Origin of the sequence: Pseudonocardia sp. DR1-2 (genome assembly GCF_023717215.1) — a bacterium.
Taxonomy (GTDB): domain Bacteria; phylum Actinomycetota; class Actinomycetes; order Mycobacteriales; family Pseudonocardiaceae; genus Pseudonocardia; species Pseudonocardia alni.
On sequence record NZ_JAMQOF010000011.1, the window covers coordinates 13,366 to 32,559 of the forward strand.

Below are 19,194 nucleotides of genomic sequence, written 5' to 3' on the forward strand. Positions count from 1 at the left end.
GGCCCGGAGGGGGCGGCGTCCGGGTCCGCCGCCCGCGTGCGCGGCCGCCGCACGGCCGCGCCGGCGGAGTGAGGCCGGGCACCCGTCGTCGCGCCGGGTTGTGCCCCGCCCCCCGCCGACGGAAGTCTCGACGGTTCGACCGCGTCCCGGAGATCCCGGGACGCGCAGAGGGAACTGAGGTGCTCATGGAGCGCGTAGGCGTCGTCGGCTGCGGTCAGATGGGATCCGGGATCGCGGAGGTCGCGGCACGGGCCGGGTACGGGGTGCGGGTCGTCGAGACCTCCGCCGCCGCGGTGGAGGCGGGCCGGGCCCGCCTGGAGTCGTCGCTGGCCCGGGCGGAGAAGCGCGGCCGGATCGACTCCGCCGAGGAGGTTCTGGCCCGCCTCGAGGTCGTCGAGGGGCTGGACGCGCTGGCCGACCGGGAGCTCGTCGTCGAGGCGATCGCCGAGGACGAGGCGCTCAAGACCGGTGTCTTCCGGGAGCTGGACCGGCTCGTCACCGACACCGGCGCGGTGCTGGCGTCGAACACGTCGTCCATCCCGATCATGAAGCTGGCGGTGGCGACGAAGCGTCCCGAGCAGGTCGTCGGCATCCACTTCTTCAACCCGGTGCCGGTGCTGTCGCTGGTCGAGCTCGTCCCGAGCCTGATGACCTCCGAGGACACCCTGGCCCGGGCGCGGAGCTTCGTCTCCGACGGTCTGGGCAAGAAGGCGATCGACTGCCAGGACCGCGCCGGCTTCGTCGTCAACGCGCTGCTGGTGCCGTTCCTGCTGTCGGCGATCCGGATGATGGAGTCCGGCTTCGCCACCGCCGAGGACATCGACGAGGGGCTGGTCCGCGGCTGTGCGCACCCGCAGGGCCCGCTCGCGCTGTCCGACCTGATCGGCCTGGACACCGTGCAGGCCGTCGCGGAGTCGATGTACGCGGAGTTCAAGGAGCCGCTGTACGCGCCGCCGCCGTTGCTGGCCCGCATGGTCGACGCCGGCCTGCTCGGCAAGAAGACCGGGCGGGGCTTCCACACCTACGCCTGACCGGGCGTCCCGGGGGGCGCGATTGTGCTCCCCGGGACAACGTCAGTGCTCCCGGTGCCAAGACCGGCGCGCGGCGGGCGACCAGTCTCGTGGGTGACGCCATCCCACCACGAGGCGAGGAGCACCCATGACCGCGACGCACGAGGCCCCGGCCACGCCGCTGACCGAGAAGGTAGTCAAGGCCGCCTGTCCCCAGGACTGCCCGGACACCTGCGCGATGCTGGTGACCGTCGACGGCTCGGGGACGGCGACCTCGGTCGTCGGCGACCCGGACCACCCGTACACCAACGGCGGCCTCTGCGTGAAGGTCAACAACTACCTCGACCGCGTGTACGACCCGGGCCGCGTGCTGTTCCCGATGCGCCGGACCGGGCCCAAGGGCAGCGGCCGCTTCGAGCGGATCACCTGGGACGACGCCGTCACCGAGATCGCCACCCGCTTCACGGCCATCGCCGCCGAGCACGGTCCCGAGGCGATCATGCCGGTCAGCTACCTGGGCACCCAGGGCATCCTGAACGGCCTCAACGTCGGCGACCCCTTCTTCGCGAAGCTGGGCGCCACCGTCGCCGAGCGCACCTACTGCGACTCCGGCTCCTGCACCGCCTACGCCATGACCATCGGCGACACCGCCGGGGTGGACCCGGAGAGCCTCGTGCACTCCAAGTTCATCCTGGTGTGGGCCTGCAACATCATGAGCACCAACCTGCACCTCTGGCCCTACATCGCGAAGGCGAAGAAGAACGGCGCGAAGGTCGTGGTCGTCGACCCGGTCCGCACTCGCACCGCGGCCGCGGCCGACCAGCACATCCCGATCCGCCCCGGTACCGACGGCGCGCTCGCGCTGGCCATGGCACACGTGATCATCGCCGAGGGCCTCACCGACGACGACTACATCGCCAACCACACCGTCGGCTACGACGAGTTCGCCGAGCGCGTCTCCCGCTACACCCCCGAGTGGGCCGAGACCGAGACCGGCGTACCCGCCGAGACCATCCGGGTGCTCGCCCGCGAGTACGCCGGTGCGCAGCCGTCGGTCATCCGGATCGGCGTCGCCGTCGAGCGGCACGCCGGCGGCGGCCAGACCGTGCGCGCCCTGTCCTGCCTGCCCGGCCTCGTCGGCGCCTGGCGCAGGCCCGGCGGCGGCATCCTGCAGCTGCCGCTGTGGGCGTTCCCCGTCAACTGGGGCGCCTTCATGCACCCGGAGATGCTCACCCCCGGCACCCGGGTCGTCAACCAGTACCGGCTCGGCGCCGCCCTGGCCGGTGACCTGCCCGCCGGCCCGCCGATCAAGGGCCTGATGGTCTACAACTCCAACCCGGTCGTCACCACGCCCGACCAGGACCGGCTGATCAAGGGCCTGGAGCGCGAGGACCTGTTCACCGTCGTGTCGGAGCAGTTCATGACCGACACCGCGGAGTACGCCGACATCGTCCTGCCGGCCACGACGCAGCTCGAGCAGGACGACATCATGTTCTCCTGGGGCCACCTGTTCGTGACCTACAACCACCGATCCATCGAGCCGCTGGGCGAGGCCGTCCCGAACACCGAGATGTTCCGCAGGCTCGCCGCCGCGATGGGCTTCGACGACCCGGTCTTCCGGCGCACCGACTCCGAGATGATCGCCGAGGCGTTCGACTGGTCCCACCCGCACATGGAGGGGATCACCGTCGAGTCGCTGAAGGAGAAGGGCTGGCAGCGGCTCAACGTGGCCCCGCCGGAGGCCTACGCCCCGCACGCCGAGGGGAACTTCCCGACGCCGTCGGGCAAGGCCGAGTTCGTCTCCGCCGCGGCGGCGGGCGGCAACTTCGTCGTCCCGCTGTTCCGGCAGGGTTCCAACGACCACCAGCCCGGCCAGCCGGTCGACCCGCTGCCGCACTACATCCCGCCGCGCGAGTCCGCCGCGGCCGACCCGGAGCTCGCCGCCCGCTACCCGCTCAATCTGCTCACGCCCAAGTCGCACGCGTTCCTGAACTCGAGCTTCGGCAGCCACGAGTTCCACCGCCGCGTCGCGAACGAGCACACGCTGATCATCCACCCGGACGACGCCGCCGCCCGCGGCATCGCCGAGGGTGCGCCGGTGCGCGTGTTCAACGACCGGGGCGAGTTCACCGTCGTCGCGTCCCTGCAGGACACCGTGTCCCGCGGGGTCGTGGTGAGCCCGATGGGCGGCTGGCGCAAGAACTCCAAGGCCGGCACCACCCTGGCCGCGGTCAACCCGACCGTGTTCGGCGACCTGGGCAACGCGCCCACGTTCTCCGACACGCTCGTCGAGGTCGAGACCGCCTGAGCCGCACGGCCCGGCCGGATCGCCCTTCTCGGCCCGGCCGGGCCGTGCCCCACCCCGACCGTCCACATCGGAGGAAAGACTCGTGGCCTACGTCGTCACCGAGGCCTGCATCGACATCCAGGACCGCTCCTGCATGGAGGAGTGTCCGGTCGACTGCATCTACCCCGGCGAGCGGATGATGTACATCCACCCCGACGAGTGCGTCGACTGCGGCAAGTGCATGCCCGCCTGCCCCAGCGAGGCCATCCACTGGGAGCACAAGATGCCCGCGGACCTGCTCCCGTTCGTCGACGCCAACGCGGCGTTCGTGCGCGAGCAGGGGTTCTCCGGCGGTGGCGAGGACGCCGACCCGGCCGACAGCGACCACCCGCTGGTCACGCAGCGGAAGCCGCGATGACCGGGGAGCTCACGGCCGACCTGGTCGTCGTCGGCGCCGGGCCCACCGGCCTCTACGCCACCTACTACGCCGGCTTCCGCGGGCTGTCCGTGGTCGTCGTCGACGCCCTGGACCAGCTGGGTGGGCAGATGTCGGTGCTCTACCCGGAGAAGCCGGTCTTCGACGTCGCGGGCTTCCCGCGGGTCCGCGCGCAGGACCTGGTCGACTCCCTGGTCGAGCAGGCCGCCCTGGCCGAGCCGACCTACCTGCTCGGGCACGACGCCGTGGAGCTGGAGCAGTTCGACGACGGCGTCGCCGTCACCACCGACCGCGGCGTGCGGGTCCGGGCCGGGGCGCTGCTGGTCACCGGCGGCATGGGCCGGTTCACCCCGCGCCCGCTGCCCGCCGGTGGCGACTACGCCGGCCGCGGGCTGCGCTACGCGGTGCCGCGTCCGGCCGAGCTGTCCGGCCGCGACGTGCTGATCGTCGGCGGCGGGGACTCCGCGGTCGACTGGGCGCTCTGCCTGGAGCCGATCGCCGCGTCGGTGACCGTGGTGCACCGCCGCGACGCCTTCCGCGCCCACGAGCGCAGCGTGACCGAGCTGCGCGCGTCGACGGTCCGGATCCTGACCCCGTACGAGGTCGCCGACGTCCGCGGCGACGGCCGCGTCTCCGAGGTCGACGTGTCCGGCCCGGACGGCGTCGAGACCCTGCGGGTCGACGAGATCGTCGCCGCGCTGGGGTTCAAGGCCGACCTCGCGGCGCTGTCGAGCTGGGGGATCGGGATGAGCCGCCGGCACATCGCCGTCGACCGGTCGATGCGCACGACGCTGCCCCGGGTGTTCGCGGCCGGGGACATCACCGACTTCGAGGGCAAGGTCCGCCTGATCTCGGTCGGTTTCGGCGAGGCCGCGCTGGCGGTCAACAACCTCGTCCCGCTGGTGCGCCCCGACCTCCCGGTGGTGCCCGGACACTCGAGCGACGCGGCATGACCGGCGCGGCGCCCGACCGGTCCGGGGTGGGGTGGGCCCCCGGCAGCACCGGCGCGGCGATGATCGGACACCCCCGCACGTGCGGGCGCACCACCACGGTGCACCAGGCCCGGGAGGTGTTCCGCGACGACCACGTGCACGCGCTGCTCGTCGTCGACCGGGGTGTGCTGCTGGCCGTGGTGGAGCGCGGCGACCTCGCCGGCCGTCCCGCCGCGGCGCCGGTCCGCTGGCTCGGCACGCTGGCCGGGCGCACCGTCGCCCCCACCGCGCCGGCGACCGCGACGCGCGACCGGATGCGGGCCGAGGGGCGCAGGCGGCTCGCCGTCGTCGACGGGCACGGCCGGTTGCTCGGTCTGCTCTGCCTCAAGCGGTCCGGGGCCGGCTTCTGTACGGACGAGGGGGTGCGGGCCCGGGCGGCCGAGCGGGCCGCGCGACGATCTCCTCACATCGGAGCAACACGTCCGTGACGTCCACGTGCGATGCTCGGGTATGGCATTGGTCACGATCGACACCACCACCGTGGCCGAGACCGACCGGCTGGACTTCTGGCGCGCGACGGTGTGCGACCAGTTCGTCGCGCTGGACGTGACACCGTCCACCACCGGGTTGGTCTCCGGACGGGTCACCGCCTCGTCGGTGGCCGGCACGCATCTGCGGCGGATCTCCTCGGTTCCACACCGCTTCGACAGGACAGTACGCCAGGTTCGCGCCGCAGACGAGGACTACCTGCAGATCGCGCTGGCCCGCCGTGGCCGCACACTCGTCGCACAGGACGGGCGGGAGGCGGTGATCGGCCCCGGCGAGTTCGTGATCTACGACAGCAGCAGGCCGTTCACCTTCGTCACCACCGACAGCTTCGAGTACCAGGTCTGCCTGCATCCCAAGAGCGCGCTGCCGCTGTCCCGGGCGGAGATGGCCGAGGCCACCGCGGTCGCCCTCGACGGCCGTCGCGGCGTCGGCGCGATGCTGCCGCCGCTGCTGTCCTCGCTGGACCGGGCGATCGGCGACGACGTCCCCGTGGCCGCGCAGGAGGCCGTCGCACGGACCATCGGGGACGTGTTCGTCGCGCTGGTCCGCAGCACCGTGCCCGCGTCCGCGCCGGAGAACCTGCACATCGCGCGGGCCCGCGGGCACATCCGCGAGCACATCGCCGACCGCGACCTCGACCCCGCGGGTGTCGCCGCCGCCTGCGCGATCTCGGTGAGCTACCTGCACAAGCTGTTCGCCGAGGAGGGCACCACGGTGGCCGGGGCCATCCGCGAGGAACGCCTGCAGGGCGCGTGGACCGACCTGCGCCGACCCGAGCTCGCCCACGTCGGGGTCGGCGCGGTCGGTGCCCGTTGGGGGATGCCGGACCCGGCCGCGTTCAGCCGGGCCTTCCGGGCGCGCTTCGGGCGGTCCCCGAAGGCGCACCGCGACTCCTGATCGCCGGCCGGGCGGGGCGACCCCGCCCGGCCGCTCCGTTCAGATCCGCTGTTCGCCGAGGAACCCGGTGACCAGCTTCGTCAGGTCCTCGGGCCGCTCCAGGTGCATGCAGTGGCTGGACCCCGGCCCGGTGACCAGCTCGAACCGGGCGCCCGGGATGCGCTCGGCCACCGCGCGGGACTGCCAGTGCGGGGTCAGCAGGTCCTGCTCGCCGACCACGACCAGCGTCGGTGCCGTGATCGCGTCCAGCCGGTCGAGGGTGTCGTGCACGAGGTCGGCGTCCCACTGCTCGACGGTCACCTGCATCTGCGCCTCGTCCTGCGGGAACGCCGGCAGCAGCGCCTCCAGCAGGGCGCCCACGTTCGGGTCGTCGAGGGCCTGTGGGGAGAACGCGAGCCCCGACGCGGCCAGTGCGGACTCCATGTCACGGTGCACGTAGGGCAGGCGCAGCGCGGTGAGCACCGCGCGCTGGAAGCCGTCGGTGCGGCCCCAGGTGCCGTAGAGGACCTGCGAGGCGACCTGCTCCGGGCGGGACAGCGCCATCTCCTGCGCGACGGCCGAGCCCAGCGACCAGCCGAGCACGTGTGCCCGCGGGATCTCCAGGGCGTCGAGCAGGGCGGAGGTGTCCGCGGCCATCGACCCGACGCTGATCGGGCCGGCGCCGCGGTCGCTGCCGCCCAGGCCCCGGTTGTCGAAGGTGATCACACGATGGGTCTCGGCGAGCCGGGACGCGAGCTCGCCCCACAGCGGGATCGCGCCGGACGTACCCATGATCATGAGCAGGGGGTCGCCGTCGCCTGCGGTCTCGTAGTTCAGCTCGACGCCGGTGGACACGGGGATGCGGGGCACGGTGGGTCTCCTCGGGGTGTGCGGTCGGTCGGGGTCAGCGGTACTGCAGGCCGTCGTCGAGGTCGGCCTTCGGCAGCTCGACCCGGTCGACGTCGTGCTCGTGCATGTGGGTCCAGGGCTCGCGGTCGCCCTGCCCGAACATGCGGTGCTGGGAGCGTCCGATGTAGCCGGGGTTGAAGTTGTCCTCCGAGACCCACGGCAGCCGTGGCATGTCGGCGTCCTGGGCCCGCAGCGTGGGCACGACGACCCGGTCCCCCCGCTCGTCCATGCGCGCCAGGATGCGGCCGATCAGGTCGTTGACCAGGTCGATCCGCAGCGTCCAGCTGTGCCGGAAGTACCCGAAGGCGTAGGCCATGTTCGGGATGTCGCTGATCATCAGACCGCGCCAGGTGACGTGCCGGGTGAAGTCGACCGGCTCGCCGTCGACGGTGAAGGGGATGTCGCCGAACACCGCCAGGTCGAAGCCCGTCGCGGTGACGACGACGTCGGCCTCGATCACCTCGCCGGAGGAGACCTGCACGCCCTTCTCGGTGAACTCGGAGATGGTGTCGGTGACGACCGAGGCCTTCCCCTCGCGCATCGCGGCGAAGAAGTCGCCGTCGGGCACGAACGCGATGCGCTGCTGCCACGGCCGGTAGCGGGGGACGAAGTGCTTCTCGACGTCGGTGCCCTCGGGCAGCAGCGGCCGGATGGACTCGACCAGGAACTCGTGCAGCGCGTCCGGGTCGTCGCGGCCGGTGGTCGCCAGCCAGTCGAGCTGCTGGACGTAGGTGCGGCGCAGGATCTCGTGGGTCCACTCGCCGGGCAGGTCGAGCGGCTCCAGCATCGTCGCGAGCTCGTGCACGGTCGGCGCCGGGAACCAGTACGACGGCGAGCGCTGCAGCATCGTCACGTGCTCGGCGGTCGCGGCCGTCGCCGGGACGACCGTCGCCGCGGTCGCGCCGGATCCGATGACCAGCACCTTCTTCCCCGTGACGTCGAGGTCCGACGGCCAGGACTGCGGGTGCACGACCGTCCCGGCGAAGCGCTCGGTGCCCGGCCACTCCGGGGTGTAGGGCTCGTCGTGGTTGTAGTAGCCCTGGCACATCCACAGGAACGACGCGGTCATCCGCAGGGTCTCGCCGGTGTCGGTGCGCGTGACGTCCGCGGTCCAGAGGTTCTCCTCCGAGGACCAGCTCAGCGCGGTGACGCGGTGGTGGTAGCGGATGTGCCCGGCGAGGTCGTCCTCGTCGATGACCTCGCGGAGGTAGGACAGGATCTCCCCGCCCGCTGCGATCGACGGTCCCTTCCACGGCTTGTGCCGGTAGCCGTAGGTGAACAGGTCGCTGTCCGAGCGAGCACCCGGGAAGCGGTGCGTCCACCAGGTCCCACCGGGGGCGTCCTGGGCCTCCAGCAGCACGAAGCTCCGCTCCGGGAACTCCTCCCGCAGCCGGTGCGCGGCGCCGATGCCGGACACCCCGGCCCCGACGATCAGGACGTCGACGTGCTCGGTGGTCGTGGTGGCCATGGGGGTCCTCCCGGTGCAGGGGTGACGACGGTCACCCGACGCTAGGTCGGACCGGGCGTCCCACGGGTGTCCGAACTTCGGACAGCGACAGGTGTTGACCGGTGACGCATCATGTGATGACGAGCACAGAGAGGTGCGTCGATGGGGGATCTGCTCGCACGCCGCCGCGAGCTCGTGTCCGCGCGGGCCGAGCTGCTCGACCGGCCCGACGTCGCGCTGCCCGGCGTGCCCGGCCACGTCGTCGCGTCGTGGCGGCGCAGCATCGCGGGCGGGGTGGACCCGGCGATGATCGTGAACCGGTTCCACCCCGACCTCGACACCGGCTCCCGGCTGGTCCGCTGCGCGCGCCCGGTGATGGAGCAGCTGGTCGAGCAGGTCGCCGGGATCGGGGTGTGCGTCGCGCTCACCGACCACCGGGCCCGGCTGCTGGTGCGGCTGGACACCGACGCGGTGATCGCCCGGTCCGCGGACGTCAACGCGTTCGCCGCCGGGTTCGGCTACGCCGAGGGCGCGGTGGGCACCAACGGGGTCGGGACCGTGCTGGAGTCCGGCCGGCCGGTGCACATCGTCGGCGCCGAGCACTTCGTCGAGCAGCTCCACGACTACGCCTGCGCCGGCGCCCCGGTGCGCGACCCGGCGACCGGGCGGATCGAGGCGGTACTCGACCTGTCCTGCCGCGCCGAACACTCCTCGCCGCTGCTGCTGTCGCTGGTGCGCTCCGCGGCCGCGCGCATCTCCGACGCCCTGCTGCACGACCGCGACCCCGCCCAGCAGGCCCTGTTCGACGCCTACGCCCGCACCGAGTCCCGCACCCGGCGGGCGGTGCTCGCCGTCGGGCGCCGCACGGTGCTGGCGAACACCGCGATGCAGACCCTGCTCGACGCGGGCGACCACGCCGCGCTCACCGACCACGCCCGGTTCCTGCTGCTCCGCGGCCCCGGCGTCGACGACCGGGTGGACCTGCCGTCGGGGACGCGGGCGCGGCTGCGCGGCGCGGTCGTCCCGGTCGGCGGGTCGGTCGCCGGCCTGGTGGCGGTGGTGACGCTGCTGCGCGAGCCGGACGGCGGCGGCCCCGCCGGACCGGTCGCGGCGACCCCGCGGTCCGACGCCGGCGGGGTGAGCCCGGCCTGGCGGGCGGCGCGGGCCGCCGTCGCCGGGGCGCTGGGGGCGGGGGAACCGCTGCTGGTCACCGGCGAGCCCGGCTCCGGCCGGGCGCGGCTGGTCACGGACTCCTGGCCCGGCCCGGTCGTCGAGGTCGGCCCGGACGACGACGGCGCCGACCTCGAGGACCGCGTCCGGCGGGCCGGGCGGCGGGCGCTGGTGCTGCTGCGCGACCTCGACCGGCGCGACGCCGGGGTGCCGCCCGCCGTCGCGCGCGGGGGTCTGCCGACGGCCGGCACCCGCGCGGACACCGCCGTCCCCGACCCCGTCCGCGACGCCGTGCTGGCCCGGTTCCGGGTGTCGGTGCCGGTCCCGCCGCTGCGCGGCCGCCCCGGCGACCTCCCCGGCCTGGTCGCCGCGCTGCTCGCCGAGCTCGCCCCCGGTCGCGACGTGCGGCTGTCCGCCGGGGCGCTGCGGACGGTGAGCAGGCATCCGTGGCCGGGGAACGTGACCGAGCTGCGCGACGCGCTGACCGCGGCCCTGGGCCGGCGGCCGGTGGGTGTGGTCGAGGCGACCGACCTGCCCGAGTCCTGCCAGAGCGCGCCGTCCGGGACGCTGCGGGCGGTGGACCGGGCCGAGCGGGACGCGATCGTCGCCGCGCTGCGCGACACCGACGGGAACCGGGCCGCCGCGGCCGCGGCGCTGGGGGTGGCCCGGTCGACGCTCTACCGGAAGATCGCGCAGTACCGGATCACGGACTGAGCGGGCCGCATCACCCCGTCAGGAACGCGGTCAGCTCCCGCGCCACCTCCTCGGGGCGCTCCTCGGGCAGGTAGTGGTCGGCGTCCAGGGCCGTCCCGTGCACGTCCGTGGCGTAGCCGGCCCACACCGCGGGGACGTCGTAGGACCGCCCGACGAAGGAGTGCGCGCCCCACAGCGCCAGCAGCGGCGCGGTCACCCGTCGGCCGGCGTCCACGCCGTCGTGGACGCGGTCGATCCCGGCCGCGGCGCGGTAGTCGGCGCACGACGCGGCGATCGCGGCCGGGTCGGCGAAGCAGCGGACGTACTCGGCGACGGCGCGGTCGTCGAACGGGGTGCCGCCGTGGTGGCGCGACCGCATCCGAGCGGTGATCCAGAACTCCGGGTCGCCCCCGATGAGCCGCTCCGGGATCCCGGCCGGGGCGGTGAGGAAGAACCAGTGCCAGTAGCCCAGCCCGAAGCCGGCGTCGGCGGTGTCGAACGCGTGCCGGGTCGGGACGATGTCGAGCACCGCCAGCGCCGACACCGCGTCCGGCGCGTCGAGGGCCAGCCGGTGCGCGACCCGGCCGCCGCGGTCGTGCCCGGCGACGGCGAACCGGTCGAACCCCAGCTCCCGCATGACGGCGAGCTGGTCGGCGGCCATGGCGCGCTTGGCATAGGCGGCGTCGTCCGGGCCCGGGGGCGGCTTGGCGCTGTCGCCGTAGCCGCGCAGGTCGGTCGCGACGACGGTGAACCGGTCGGCGAGCAACGGCGCGACCCGGTGCCAGATCGCGTGGGTCTGCGGGTAGCCGTGCAGGAGCAGCAGCGGCGGCCCGGATCCGCCGGTCACGGTGTGCACCACCGTCCCCGCCGCGTCGACCGTGCGGGCGGTGAACGGGGCGGGCAGCAGGGTCCGCGGGCTCATCGTGCCGGACCCCCGTGGGCTGGGGTAGGACGGGCGGCATGCCGCTGCCGGGCCCCGTGCCGACCGACCCCGTGCCGACCGACGCCGTGCCGACCGACCCCGTGCGACCCGGCGCCGCGCTGCCGGACACCGTCCTGCTCTGGGACGCCGACGAGGTCGCCGACCCGCCCCCGGAGCCCTGCTGCCTGGCGGGGACCGCGCCGGGCGACCGGGCCGTGGTCTACCGCACCGGGCCGGGCGGCGGCGTGACGGCGCTGTTCGCGTTCACCGGTCCCGCCGAGCCGCACCCCGGGGGACGGCACGCGGCGGGCGTCGTCGTGCCGGTCGGACGGCCGGTGCCGCGGGCCGAGCTGCTGGCCGACCCGGTGCTCGCGCCGGTGTTCCGGCACCTGCGCGGCCGTCGCAGGCTGCCGCCCGACGCGGCCCGTCGCCTGGTCGCGCTCCTCGCGGGCTGAGCCGCGACGCCCGGCCGCCGGGGCGCGCCGGCCGGGTCGGGACGGGCTCATCCCCGCACGACCTCGGCGATCGCCGCGCCCAGCTCGGCGGTCGTCGCGGTGCCGCCCAGGTCCGGGGTGACGGTCGCGCCGCCCCGCCCGACCACGTCCTCGACCGCGGCCAGCACGGCCGCCGCGGCCTCGTGCTCGCCGAGGTGCTCCAGCATCATCGACCCGCACCAGATCTGGCCGACCGGGTTCGCGACGCCCTTCCCGGCGATGTCCGGTGCGGACCCGTGCACCGGCTCGAACAGGCTCGGGAACTCCCGCTCCGGGTTGATGTTCGCGCTCGGCGCGATGCCGATCGTCCCGGTGCAGGCCGGCCCGAGGTCGGACAGGATGTCGCCGAACAAGTTGCTGGCGACCACGACGTCGAACCGCTCCGGGCTCATCACGAACCGCGCCGCGAGGATGTCGATGTGGGAGGAGTCGACGTCGACGTCGGGGTACTGCGCCGCCATCGCCGCGACCCGCTCGTCCCAGTACGGCATGGTGATCGCGATGCCGTTGGACTTCGTCGCCGAGGTCAGGTGCCGGTTCGGGTGCCGCCGCGCGAGCTCGAAGGCGTAGCGCAGGATCCGGTCGACGCCGGTGCGCGTCATGACGGTCTCCTGGATCACGATCTCGCGGTCGGTGCCGGAGAACATCCGCCCGCCCACCGACGAGTACTCACCCTCGGTGTTCTCCCGGACGATCAGCATGTCGATGTCGCCGGGGGAGCGGCCGGCGAGCGGGGCGGCGACGCCGGGCAGCAGCCGGGCCGGGCGCAGGTTGACGTACTGGTCGAAGCGGCGGCGGAACTGCAGCAGGCTGCCCCACAGCGACACGTGGTCGGGCAGCACCTCCGGCCACCCGACGGCGCCGAAGAACAACGCGTCGAAGCCTCGCAGCTGCTCGAACCAGTCCTCGGGCAGCATCGTGCCGTGCTCGAGCCAGTGGTCGGCGCTCGCGAAGCCGAACTCGGTGAACTCCAGCCCGATCCCGAACCGCTCCGCGGCCGCGGTCAGCACGCGGACGCCCTCCGGGACGACCTCCTTGCCGATCCCGTCGCCCGGGATGACGGCGATGCGGTGCGCGGTCATGTCGTGTCCTCCTCGACTCGGTTGCTTCTATCCTGATCGGCGAACCGGACGCGGTGAACCGTCGTCCGGACCGGACAGTCTTTCCGCAGGCGAAAGGAGTGGGTGTGGAGCTGCCCGAGTTCGACGACCTGCGCTTCTTCGCCGGGGTCGCCGCCGCGGGCACGCTGACCGAGGTGGCGCGCCAGTGGGGTGTGTCGGTGTCGGCGGTCAGCAAGCGGCTCGCCCGCCTGGAACGACGTCTGGGCGTCCGCCTGGTCAACCGGTCCACCCGGCGTCTCACCCTGACCGACGAGGACCGCCGCTACGCCGAGGGCGCCCGCGACGTGCTGGGCCGGATCGACGACCTGGAGGACGAGATCGGCCGGCGTCGCTCGGGGCTGCACGGGCGGATCGCGGTGCACTCGTCGATGGGGTTCGGCCGGGCGCACGTCGCGCCGCTGCTCGGCACGTTCGAGGCGGCCAACCCGGACCTGCGCATCGACCTGGAGCTGTCACACCTGCCGGTCGCCGTCGGCGGCTCCGGCTATGACTTCGCGGTGCGCGTCGGACCGCTGCCCGACTCGCGGCTGCACGCCCGGGTTCTGCACCGCAACCGGCGCGTGGTGTGCGCGGCGCCGTCGTACCTGGGCCGCCGCGGCGCCCCGCGCACCCCCGCCGACCTGGCAGGACACGACTGCATCGTGATCCGGGAGAACGACACCGCCTACGCCCACTGGCGTTTCGGGACCGACGCCGACGCCGCCGGGGTCCGCGTGACGGGCGCGATGACCTGCAACGACGGCGAGGTCGCGACGGCGTGGTGCCGGGCCGGCCGCGGGCTGGTGATGCGCTCGCTGTGGCAGGTCGCGCCGCTGCTCGCGTCGGGGGAGCTGGTGCAGGTGCTGGCGGACATCCCGACGCCGTCGGCGGACCTGCTGGCGGTGCACGGGGCGGACCCGCCACGGCGGGTCCGCGCGGTGCTCGACCACCTCGTCGACGGGCTGGCGGAGCGGCTGCCGGTCAGGCCGGCTCCCGTTCCCGCCGCCGCGTCCACGCCCACGTGATCACCGCCCACCCCACCGCGACCAGAACGAGCTCGACGACCAGGTAGACCGGCCACGGGCCCAGCAGGTCCAGCGCGGAGGCGTTGGTCGGCTTGTGGGCGAGGAAGCCGTAGTTGGTGCCCACGGCCAGGTTGAACGGCAGCACCACCGCCGCCCAGGCGATCGTGGCCGCCAGCGTCACGGCCATCCCGCGCCAGGTCGGCCGCACCCCGGCGCCCCAGGTCAGGTACACCGCGGCCCACGTCACCAGCAGGTGCAGCGCCCAGAAGTGCAGGAACGCAACGTGCGGGAAGTCGGGGGAGTCGGTGGCCGGGGTGAGCAGCGCCTGCGGGGTCAGCGTGAGACCCCAGTAGTACAGCGGCGCGCACACCCACCAGCGCCGTGTCCACAGGGCGACCGCGGCGGTGACCCACGACAGGTCCGACAGCTGCAGCGGCAGCGAGATGTGCACGTCGAAGGTCTGCGGGGTCAGCAGCCGCAGCTGCAGCGGCACCAGCAGCACGACGACCACGACGGCGAACGCCCGCGAGACGCCCGGCTCGGCGGGGGTGCCGCGCAGCCGTCGTCCCAGGGCCACCAGCGCGACGGCGCCGAGGACCCCGACGGTCAGCGCGGCCCAGTGGGTCGCGCCGTAGGGCACGAAGACGCCGGTGTCTCCCATCGCCCGATCATGACGGACCGGTCAGCGCCGCGAGCAACCGCCACAGCGGGCGCTGCACCGCGTCGGGGATCCCGGCGAGGGTGAAGTCCAGGTCGTGGGCGACGTTGAGCCGCGCGAGGCGGCGCAGCGGCGGCAGCCGCCCGGCCGTCGCCAGGATCCGGAACTGCTCCTCCAGGGACCCGGCGGGGGTCTCGACGGTGCGCACGCGCACCGGGCCGTCGCCCCCGTTGCCGAACGAGTGCGTGACGCCGGGCGGCACCACGATCCCGTCGCCGGGGTGCAGCAGGCTCGTCCAGCCCTCGACCCGGACCCGCAGGACGCCCTCGAGCACGGTGAACGACTCGGTGGCGCCCCGGTGCCGGTGCGGCGGGGGACCGGCCACCCCGGGCGGTACGACGGCCTCGAACTCGAAGGCCGGGGCGCCGCTGTGCAGCACGTCGATCGTCTCGCCGGACGGCATCTCGATGCGGCTCACGGCGGCCTCCCGGGTCAGGCGCCGGCGGTCCCGGCGGTCTCGGCGTCGTCGTCGGTGTCGTTCTTCTTCCTCCGCTTCGGCACCAGGTGCGCCACGGCGACGATCACCGCGCCGACCACGACCCCGAGGATCGCCGAGCCGACGGTGTTGGTGAGCCAGCCCAGGAACCCGCCCAGCGCACCGGTCGCGTCGGCGACGGCCACCTCCAGATGGTGCACCAGGTCGTAGATCGGGGAGAAGCCCAGCTCGTCCATCCCGACGAGCAGGATGTGCCCGCCGACCCACAGCATCGCCGCGACGCCGACGACCGACAGCGTCGTCAGCACGATCGGCATGGCCTTCACCAGCCCGCGCCCGAACGACGCGACGGGGCCGGAGCCGCGCTTCGCCAGGGCCAGGCCGGCGTCGTCCATCTTCACGATGAGCGCGACCGCGCCGTAGACGAGCGCGGTGATCGCGACGGCGACGACGGCCAGGATGATCGCCCGGGACACGATGCCCTCGGACGCCACCTCGTTCAGCGCGATGACCATGATCTCGGCCGAGAGGATGAAGTCGGTGCGCACGGCGCCGGAGACGACCCGGCGCTCGTTCTCCGCCGGGTCCGCCGCGACCTTCTCGTCGCGCTCCTCGGGGTGCTCGGAGTGCCCGGAGAAGTACTCCCAGAGCTTCTCCGCGCCCTCGTAGGCCAGGTAGCAGCCGCCGACCATCAGGATCGGGGTCAGCAGCCACGGCGCGAACTGGGACAGGATCAGCGCGACCGGCAGGATGAACACGATCTTGTTGATCAGCGAGCCCCTGGCGATCCGCCAGATGATCGACAGCTCGCGCTCGGGCTTGAGCCCCTGCACGTAGCGGGGGGTGACCGCGGCGTCGTCGACGACCACCCCTGCGGCCTTGGCCCCGGCGCGCCCGGCGGCCCCGGCGACGTCGTCGAGGGAGGCCGTCGTCAGGCGCACCAGCGCCGCGACGTCGTCGAGCAGGGCGAACAGTCCGCTCATCGGGTCACCGTCCGTTGCATGGCCGAATCCGTGCGCACGCGCGGAGCCTACGGCGCGGGCGGGACGAACGGGACCGAACCCGCCCGATCGCGGGGCTTGACCGTGCCGCGGCGGCACGGTGTCGACTGGGCCCATGGCAGAGGACACGACCACCGCCGCGCCGACCGCAGGCCCGGACACCGTGGACCCGTCGGACCCGGTCGCCGGCTTCTCCGCGCTGCGCGAGGTCGCGGCGGTCGTGGAGATCCCGCTGGAGATCCCCGGACGGCCCACGCAGCAGGGCCTGATGGTGACCCGGCACGCCGAGGTCCGCGCGATGCTCACCGACGACCGCTTCCGGCACGACGCGGCCGCGGTACCGGAGGCGGAGAACTACCTGCGCAACGCCCAGACCGGGCTGATCGGGCTGCCCGAGGACCTCGACCTGCTCCGCCGTCCGATGCTGGGCCGGGACGGGGAGGACCACGCGCGGCTGCGCCGGCTCGTGTCGCGGGCGTTCACGGTGCGCCGGGTGAACGGGCTGCGTCCCCGCGTCGGGGCGATCGTCGACGGCCTGCTCGACGACGTCGCCGCGGCCGGTGCCGGCGGCACCCCGGTCGACCTGGTGGAGGCGCTGGCCTACCCGGTGCCGATCGCGGTCATCTGCGAGCTCGTCGGCGTGCCGGAGGGCGACCGGGACCGCTGGCGGGAGTTCGCCCGGCTGCTGATCCAGCCCGACCCGGCGCGGATGCCCGACGTCGCCCGGGGGATGGTCGCCCACGTCCGGGACCTGATCGAGGCCCGTCGCCGGGAGCCGGCCGACGACCTGCTGTCCGGGCTGGTCGCGGCGCACGACGAGGACGGCGACCGGCTCTCGGAGCAGGAGCTCGTCGACATGACGGTGAACCTCACCGTCGCCGGGTTCGAGACCACCGCGCACGTGCTGGCCAAGGGCACACTCGCCCTGCTCAGCCGCCCGGACGAGCTCGCCGCGCTGCGGGCCGACCCGCAGTTGTGGCCGACGGCGGTGCACGAGCTGGTCCGCACCTGCGGTCCGATCCCGGCCGGTGCCCCGCGCTACGCCGCAGAGGACCTGGAGATCGCCGGGACCCCGGTCCCCGCCGGGACCGCCGTGCTGCCCGGTCTGCTGCCGGCGAACTTCGACCCCCGGGTGCTCGACCGGCCCGGGGAGCTGGACGTGCGCCGCGACCCCGGACGCGGCGAGGGGCACCTCGGGTTCGGGCACGGGGCGCACTACTGCCTCGGGGCGGCGCTGGCTCGCCAGGAGGTCGAGGTCGTGCTGTCGGCGCTGGTCACGCGCTTCCCGGGGCTCCGGCTCGCCGAACCGGCGGACGGCCCGTCGCGGCTGGGGTTCGAGCGGCTGCCCGCCCTGCCCGTCCACGTCGACCGCCCGCCGGAAGGCTGACGCTCAGCGCGCCGCGCGGGTCTCGTAGAGCCGGCGCGACCACAGCAGGCTCCCGACGGTGATCACCACGCACCAGCCGACGGCGAGCGCGGCGTCGGCGCCGAGCCCGGCCCCGCTGCCGGGCCCGGCGCCGAGCAACCCGCGCAGGGTGTCGATGACCGGCGTGAACGGCTGGTACTCCGCGAACCACCGCAGCCCGGCCGGCATGGACTCCACCGGCACGAACCCGCTGCCCAGGAACGGCAGCAGCATCAGGAACATCGGGGTGTTGCTGGCCGTCTCCACACTGGCGGCGGCGAGCCCGAGGGCCACGGTCAGCCAGGTCAGGGCGACCGTGAGCAGCACCAACATCCCGGCGACGCCCAGCCACGCGAGCGGCCCGGCACTGCTGCGGAACCCGAGCGCCAGCGCCACCCCGAGCACGACGACCAGACCGACCGCGGTCTGCACGAACGCGCCGACGACGTGCCCGGTGAGGACGCTGGACCGGGCGATCGCCATCGTCCGGAAGCGGGCGACGACGCCCTCGGTCATGTCGGTGGCGACCCCGATGGCGGTGCCCATCGCGACGCTCGCGACGGTCAGCAGCAGCACCGCGGGGGTGACGAAGGCCAGGTAGTCGCTGCGGTCACCGCCCAGCCCGGCGCCCATCGTGCCGCCCAGGACGACCACGAACAGCAGCAGGAACACCAGCGGCTGGGCGATCAGCATGATCGTGAGCGACGGGTAGCGGCGCAGGTGCCGGATGCGGCGGCGCAGCATGGTCACCGAGTCGGTGAGCAGGCGGGGACGGTCGAGGGCGGTGGTGTCCATGACGGCGGCGCTCATGACGCGGCCACCTCCGGGGTGCTCGGGTGGCCGGTGAGGGCCAGGAAGACGTCGTCGAGGTCGGGGGTGTGGGTGGTCAGCTCCTCGGGTTCCACCCCGGTCCCGGCGAGGCGGTCCAGCAGGTCCCGCAGGTCGCGGGCCCCGGCGGCGGGCAGCTGCAGCGTCACCGCGGCGGTGTCGGCGACGGCGGCGGGCAGCACGGTGCGGGCGGCGGCGAGGGCGTCGTCGTCGGCGAAGCGCAGGCGCACGTGCCCGCCGGGGACCCGGGCCTTGAGCTGCGCCGGGGTGCCGCGGGCGACGAGCCGGCCCCCGTCCAGGACGGCCACCTCGTCGGCGAGCTGGTCGGCCTCCTCCAGGTACTGGGTGGTCAGCAGCACGGTCACGCCGCGGCCGACGAGGTCGCGCACGGCGTCCCACAGGCCGCGGCGGCTGCGCGGGTCCAGCCCGGTGGTCGGCTCGTCGAGGAACAGCACCTGCGGGTCGGAGACCAGCGTCATGGCCAGGTCCAGCCTCCGGCGCATCCCGCCGGAGTAGGTCCCGGCCCGGCGGTCCGCGGCGTCGGCGAGGTCGAACCGGTCGAGCAGCTCGCGTACCCGTTCCCGGCGCCGCCCGCGGGGCAGGTGGTGCAGGTCGGCCATGAGCCGCAGGTTCTCCGCCCCGGTCAGCAGGCCGTCGACGGCGGAGAACTGGCCGGTCACCCCGATGGCGGCGCGGACGCCGTCGGGGTCGGTCGCCGGGTCCCTCCCGGCGATGCGGATCCGGCCGGAGTCCGGCGCGAGCAGCGTCGACAGGATCCGGACCAGGGTGGTCTTGCCGGCGCCGTTCGGGCCGAGCAGGGCGAGCACGGTCCCGGCGGGGACGTCGAGGTCGATGCCGCGGAGCACGGCGTGGTCGCCGTAGGACTTGTGCAGGGCGGCGACGGCGACGGCGGGCGGGGGTGTGGGCACGGTGGTTCCTCTCGTGGTGGTGACGGT

General features: G+C 74.2%; 19 protein-coding genes. 10 read left to right on the forward strand and 9 right to left on the reverse strand.

Going from position 1 to position 19,194, the window contains the following annotated elements; all coding sequences use genetic code 11:
- The first annotated feature begins 185 nt into the window (after positions 1 to 185).
- The 6 genes from ND486_RS25730 (at position 186) to ND486_RS25755 (ending at position 6,111) form a co-directional block, all read left to right on the forward strand.
- Positions 186 to 1,031 (forward strand): 3-hydroxybutyryl-CoA dehydrogenase, encoded by an 846-nt coding sequence (locus ND486_RS25730; RefSeq protein ID WP_251786950.1) that lies wholly within the window; start codon positions 186 to 188, stop codon positions 1,029 to 1,031.
- A 127-nt stretch (positions 1,032 to 1,158) separates the two neighbouring features.
- Positions 1,159 to 3,318, forward strand: coding sequence for a molybdopterin-dependent oxidoreductase (locus ND486_RS25735; RefSeq protein ID WP_251786951.1), 2,160 nt, complete (start codon positions 1,159 to 1,161; stop codon positions 3,316 to 3,318).
- An 82-nt stretch (positions 3,319 to 3,400) separates the two neighbouring features.
- A complete protein-coding gene (gene fdxA, locus ND486_RS25740; protein ID WP_226355016.1) occupies positions 3,401 to 3,715 on the forward strand; it encodes a ferredoxin in 315 nt (104 codons plus the stop codon).
- Entirely contained in the window at positions 3,712 to 4,686 is a 975-nt protein-coding gene (locus tag ND486_RS25745; RefSeq protein WP_251786952.1) for an NAD(P)/FAD-dependent oxidoreductase, read from the forward strand. Before fdxA ends, ND486_RS25745 begins: the two co-directional genes overlap by 4 nt.
- The gene (locus tag ND486_RS25750; RefSeq protein ID WP_251786953.1) at positions 4,683 to 5,153 is read left to right on the forward strand and encodes a CBS domain-containing protein; all 471 of its coding nucleotides are present in this window, start codon (positions 4,683 to 4,685) and stop codon (positions 5,151 to 5,153) included. The genes ND486_RS25745 and ND486_RS25750 overlap by 4 nt, the downstream gene beginning before the upstream one ends.
- A 22-nt stretch (positions 5,154 to 5,175) precedes the next feature.
- Positions 5,176 to 6,111: a helix-turn-helix domain-containing protein gene (locus ND486_RS25755; protein ID WP_251786954.1), complete on the forward strand. Its 936-nt coding sequence runs from the start codon at positions 5,176 to 5,178 to the stop codon at positions 6,109 to 6,111.
- A gap of 39 nt (positions 6,112 to 6,150) precedes the next feature.
- Here the strand turns inward: ND486_RS25755 and ND486_RS25760 are convergent, their stop codons facing one another.
- Both ND486_RS25760 and ND486_RS25765 read right to left on the reverse strand, forming a co-directional pair.
- Entirely contained in the window at positions 6,151 to 6,960 is an 810-nt protein-coding gene (locus ND486_RS25760; protein ID WP_251786955.1) for an alpha/beta fold hydrolase, read from the reverse strand.
- Positions 6,961 to 6,994: 34 nt separating this feature from the next.
- Complete coding sequence (locus ND486_RS25765) at positions 6,995 to 8,467, reverse strand: NAD(P)/FAD-dependent oxidoreductase (protein WP_251786956.1); 1,473 nt, start codon at positions 8,465 to 8,467, stop codon at positions 6,995 to 6,997.
- A 141-nt stretch (positions 8,468 to 8,608) separates the two neighbouring features.
- Here ND486_RS25765 and ND486_RS25770 point away from each other — a divergent pair, with 141 nt between their 5' ends.
- Positions 8,609 to 10,330, forward strand: a complete 1,722-nt coding sequence (locus ND486_RS25770; protein ID WP_251786957.1) for a sigma-54-dependent Fis family transcriptional regulator — start codon at positions 8,609 to 8,611, stop codon at positions 10,328 to 10,330.
- A gap of 10 nt (positions 10,331 to 10,340) precedes the next feature.
- Here the strand turns inward: ND486_RS25770 and ND486_RS25775 are convergent, their stop codons facing one another.
- A complete protein-coding gene (locus ND486_RS25775) occupies positions 10,341 to 11,231 on the reverse strand; it encodes an alpha/beta fold hydrolase (RefSeq protein WP_251786958.1) in 891 nt (296 codons plus the stop codon).
- A gap of 38 nt (positions 11,232 to 11,269) precedes the next feature.
- Here ND486_RS25775 and ND486_RS25780 point away from each other — a divergent pair, with 38 nt between their 5' ends.
- Positions 11,270 to 11,686: a hypothetical protein gene (locus ND486_RS25780; protein ID WP_251786959.1), complete on the forward strand. Its 417-nt coding sequence runs from the start codon at positions 11,270 to 11,272 to the stop codon at positions 11,684 to 11,686.
- Positions 11,687 to 11,733: 47 nt separating this feature from the next.
- Here ND486_RS25780 and ND486_RS25785 read toward each other — a convergent pair whose 3' ends face one another.
- The gene (locus tag ND486_RS25785) at positions 11,734 to 12,807 is read right to left on the reverse strand and encodes a tartrate dehydrogenase (RefSeq protein WP_251786960.1); all 1,074 of its coding nucleotides are present in this window, start codon (positions 12,805 to 12,807) and stop codon (positions 11,734 to 11,736) included.
- A gap of 104 nt (positions 12,808 to 12,911) precedes the next feature.
- Between ND486_RS25785 and ND486_RS25790 the strand changes: the two genes are divergently transcribed.
- Positions 12,912 to 13,850 (forward strand): LysR family transcriptional regulator, encoded by a 939-nt coding sequence (locus tag ND486_RS25790; RefSeq protein WP_251786961.1) that lies wholly within the window; start codon positions 12,912 to 12,914, stop codon positions 13,848 to 13,850.
- On the opposite strand, the gene ND486_RS25795 is transcribed toward ND486_RS25790, so the two are convergent.
- From ND486_RS25795 to ND486_RS25805, 3 genes are read right to left on the reverse strand one after another with little or no spacing between them, the layout of a single operon-like run.
- Entirely contained in the window at positions 13,807 to 14,511 is a 705-nt protein-coding gene (locus ND486_RS25795) for a TIGR02206 family membrane protein (protein WP_251786962.1), read from the reverse strand. The genes ND486_RS25790 and ND486_RS25795 overlap by 44 nt on opposite strands.
- A 7-nt stretch (positions 14,512 to 14,518) precedes the next feature.
- On the reverse strand, positions 14,519 to 14,986 hold the full coding sequence (locus tag ND486_RS25800; RefSeq protein WP_251786963.1) for a cupin domain-containing protein: 468 nt from the start codon (positions 14,984 to 14,986) through the stop codon (positions 14,519 to 14,521).
- A 14-nt stretch (positions 14,987 to 15,000) separates the two neighbouring features.
- Positions 15,001 to 15,987: a DUF808 domain-containing protein gene (locus tag ND486_RS25805; RefSeq protein ID WP_251786964.1), complete on the reverse strand. Its 987-nt coding sequence runs from the start codon at positions 15,985 to 15,987 to the stop codon at positions 15,001 to 15,003.
- A 133-nt stretch (positions 15,988 to 16,120) separates the two neighbouring features.
- On the opposite strand from ND486_RS25805, the gene ND486_RS25810 reads away from it, so the two are divergent.
- Complete coding sequence (locus ND486_RS25810) at positions 16,121 to 17,392, forward strand: cytochrome P450 (protein WP_251786965.1); 1,272 nt, start codon at positions 16,121 to 16,123, stop codon at positions 17,390 to 17,392.
- A gap of 3 nt (positions 17,393 to 17,395) precedes the next feature.
- Here the strand turns inward: ND486_RS25810 and ND486_RS25815 are convergent, their stop codons facing one another.
- On the reverse strand, positions 17,396 to 18,220 hold the full coding sequence (locus ND486_RS25815; protein WP_251786966.1) for an ABC transporter permease: 825 nt from the start codon (positions 18,218 to 18,220) through the stop codon (positions 17,396 to 17,398).
- Complete coding sequence (locus ND486_RS25820) at positions 18,217 to 19,167, reverse strand: ABC transporter ATP-binding protein (RefSeq protein ID WP_251786967.1); 951 nt, start codon at positions 19,165 to 19,167, stop codon at positions 18,217 to 18,219. The genes ND486_RS25815 and ND486_RS25820 overlap by 4 nt, the downstream gene beginning before the upstream one ends.
- Positions 19,168 to 19,194 lie beyond the last annotated feature (27 nt).

Excerpts from the sequence above, each read along its gene's own strand:
- ND486_RS25810 (WP_251786965.1), top strand. The coding sequence starts at position 16,121 with ATGGCAGAGGACACGACCACCGCCGCGCCGACCGCAGGCCCGGACACC.
- ND486_RS25770 (WP_251786957.1), top strand. The coding sequence starts at position 8,609 with ATGGGGGATCTGCTCGCACGCCGCCGCGAGCTCGTGTCCGCGCGGGCC.
- ND486_RS25730 (WP_251786950.1), top strand. The coding sequence starts at position 186 with ATGGAGCGCGTAGGCGTCGTCGGCTGCGGTCAGATGGGATCCGGGATC.
- ND486_RS25735 (WP_251786951.1), top strand. The coding sequence starts at position 1,159 with ATGACCGCGACGCACGAGGCCCCGGCCACGCCGCTGACCGAGAAGGTA.
- ND486_RS25765 (WP_251786956.1), bottom strand. The coding sequence starts at position 8,467 with ATGGCCACCACGACCACCGAGCACGTCGACGTCCTGATCGTCGGGGCC.
- ND486_RS25755 (WP_251786954.1), top strand. The coding sequence starts at position 5,176 with ATGGCATTGGTCACGATCGACACCACCACCGTGGCCGAGACCGACCGG.
- ND486_RS25785 (WP_251786960.1), bottom strand. The coding sequence starts at position 12,807 with ATGACCGCGCACCGCATCGCCGTCATCCCGGGCGACGGGATCGGCAAG.
- ND486_RS25775 (WP_251786958.1), bottom strand. The coding sequence starts at position 11,231 with ATGAGCCCGCGGACCCTGCTGCCCGCCCCGTTCACCGCCCGCACGGTC.
- ND486_RS25795 (WP_251786962.1), bottom strand. The coding sequence starts at position 14,511 with ATGGGAGACACCGGCGTCTTCGTGCCCTACGGCGCGACCCACTGGGCC.
- ND486_RS25805 (WP_251786964.1), bottom strand. The coding sequence starts at position 15,987 with ATGAGCGGACTGTTCGCCCTGCTCGACGACGTCGCGGCGCTGGTGCGC.
- ND486_RS25745 (WP_251786952.1), top strand. The coding sequence starts at position 3,712 with ATGACCGGGGAGCTCACGGCCGACCTGGTCGTCGTCGGCGCCGGGCCC.
- ND486_RS25815 (WP_251786966.1), bottom strand. The coding sequence starts at position 18,220 with ATGAGCGCCGCCGTCATGGACACCACCGCCCTCGACCGTCCCCGCCTG.
- ND486_RS25780 (WP_251786959.1), top strand. The coding sequence starts at position 11,270 with ATGCCGCTGCCGGGCCCCGTGCCGACCGACCCCGTGCCGACCGACGCC.
- ND486_RS25750 (WP_251786953.1), top strand. The coding sequence starts at position 4,683 with ATGACCGGCGCGGCGCCCGACCGGTCCGGGGTGGGGTGGGCCCCCGGC.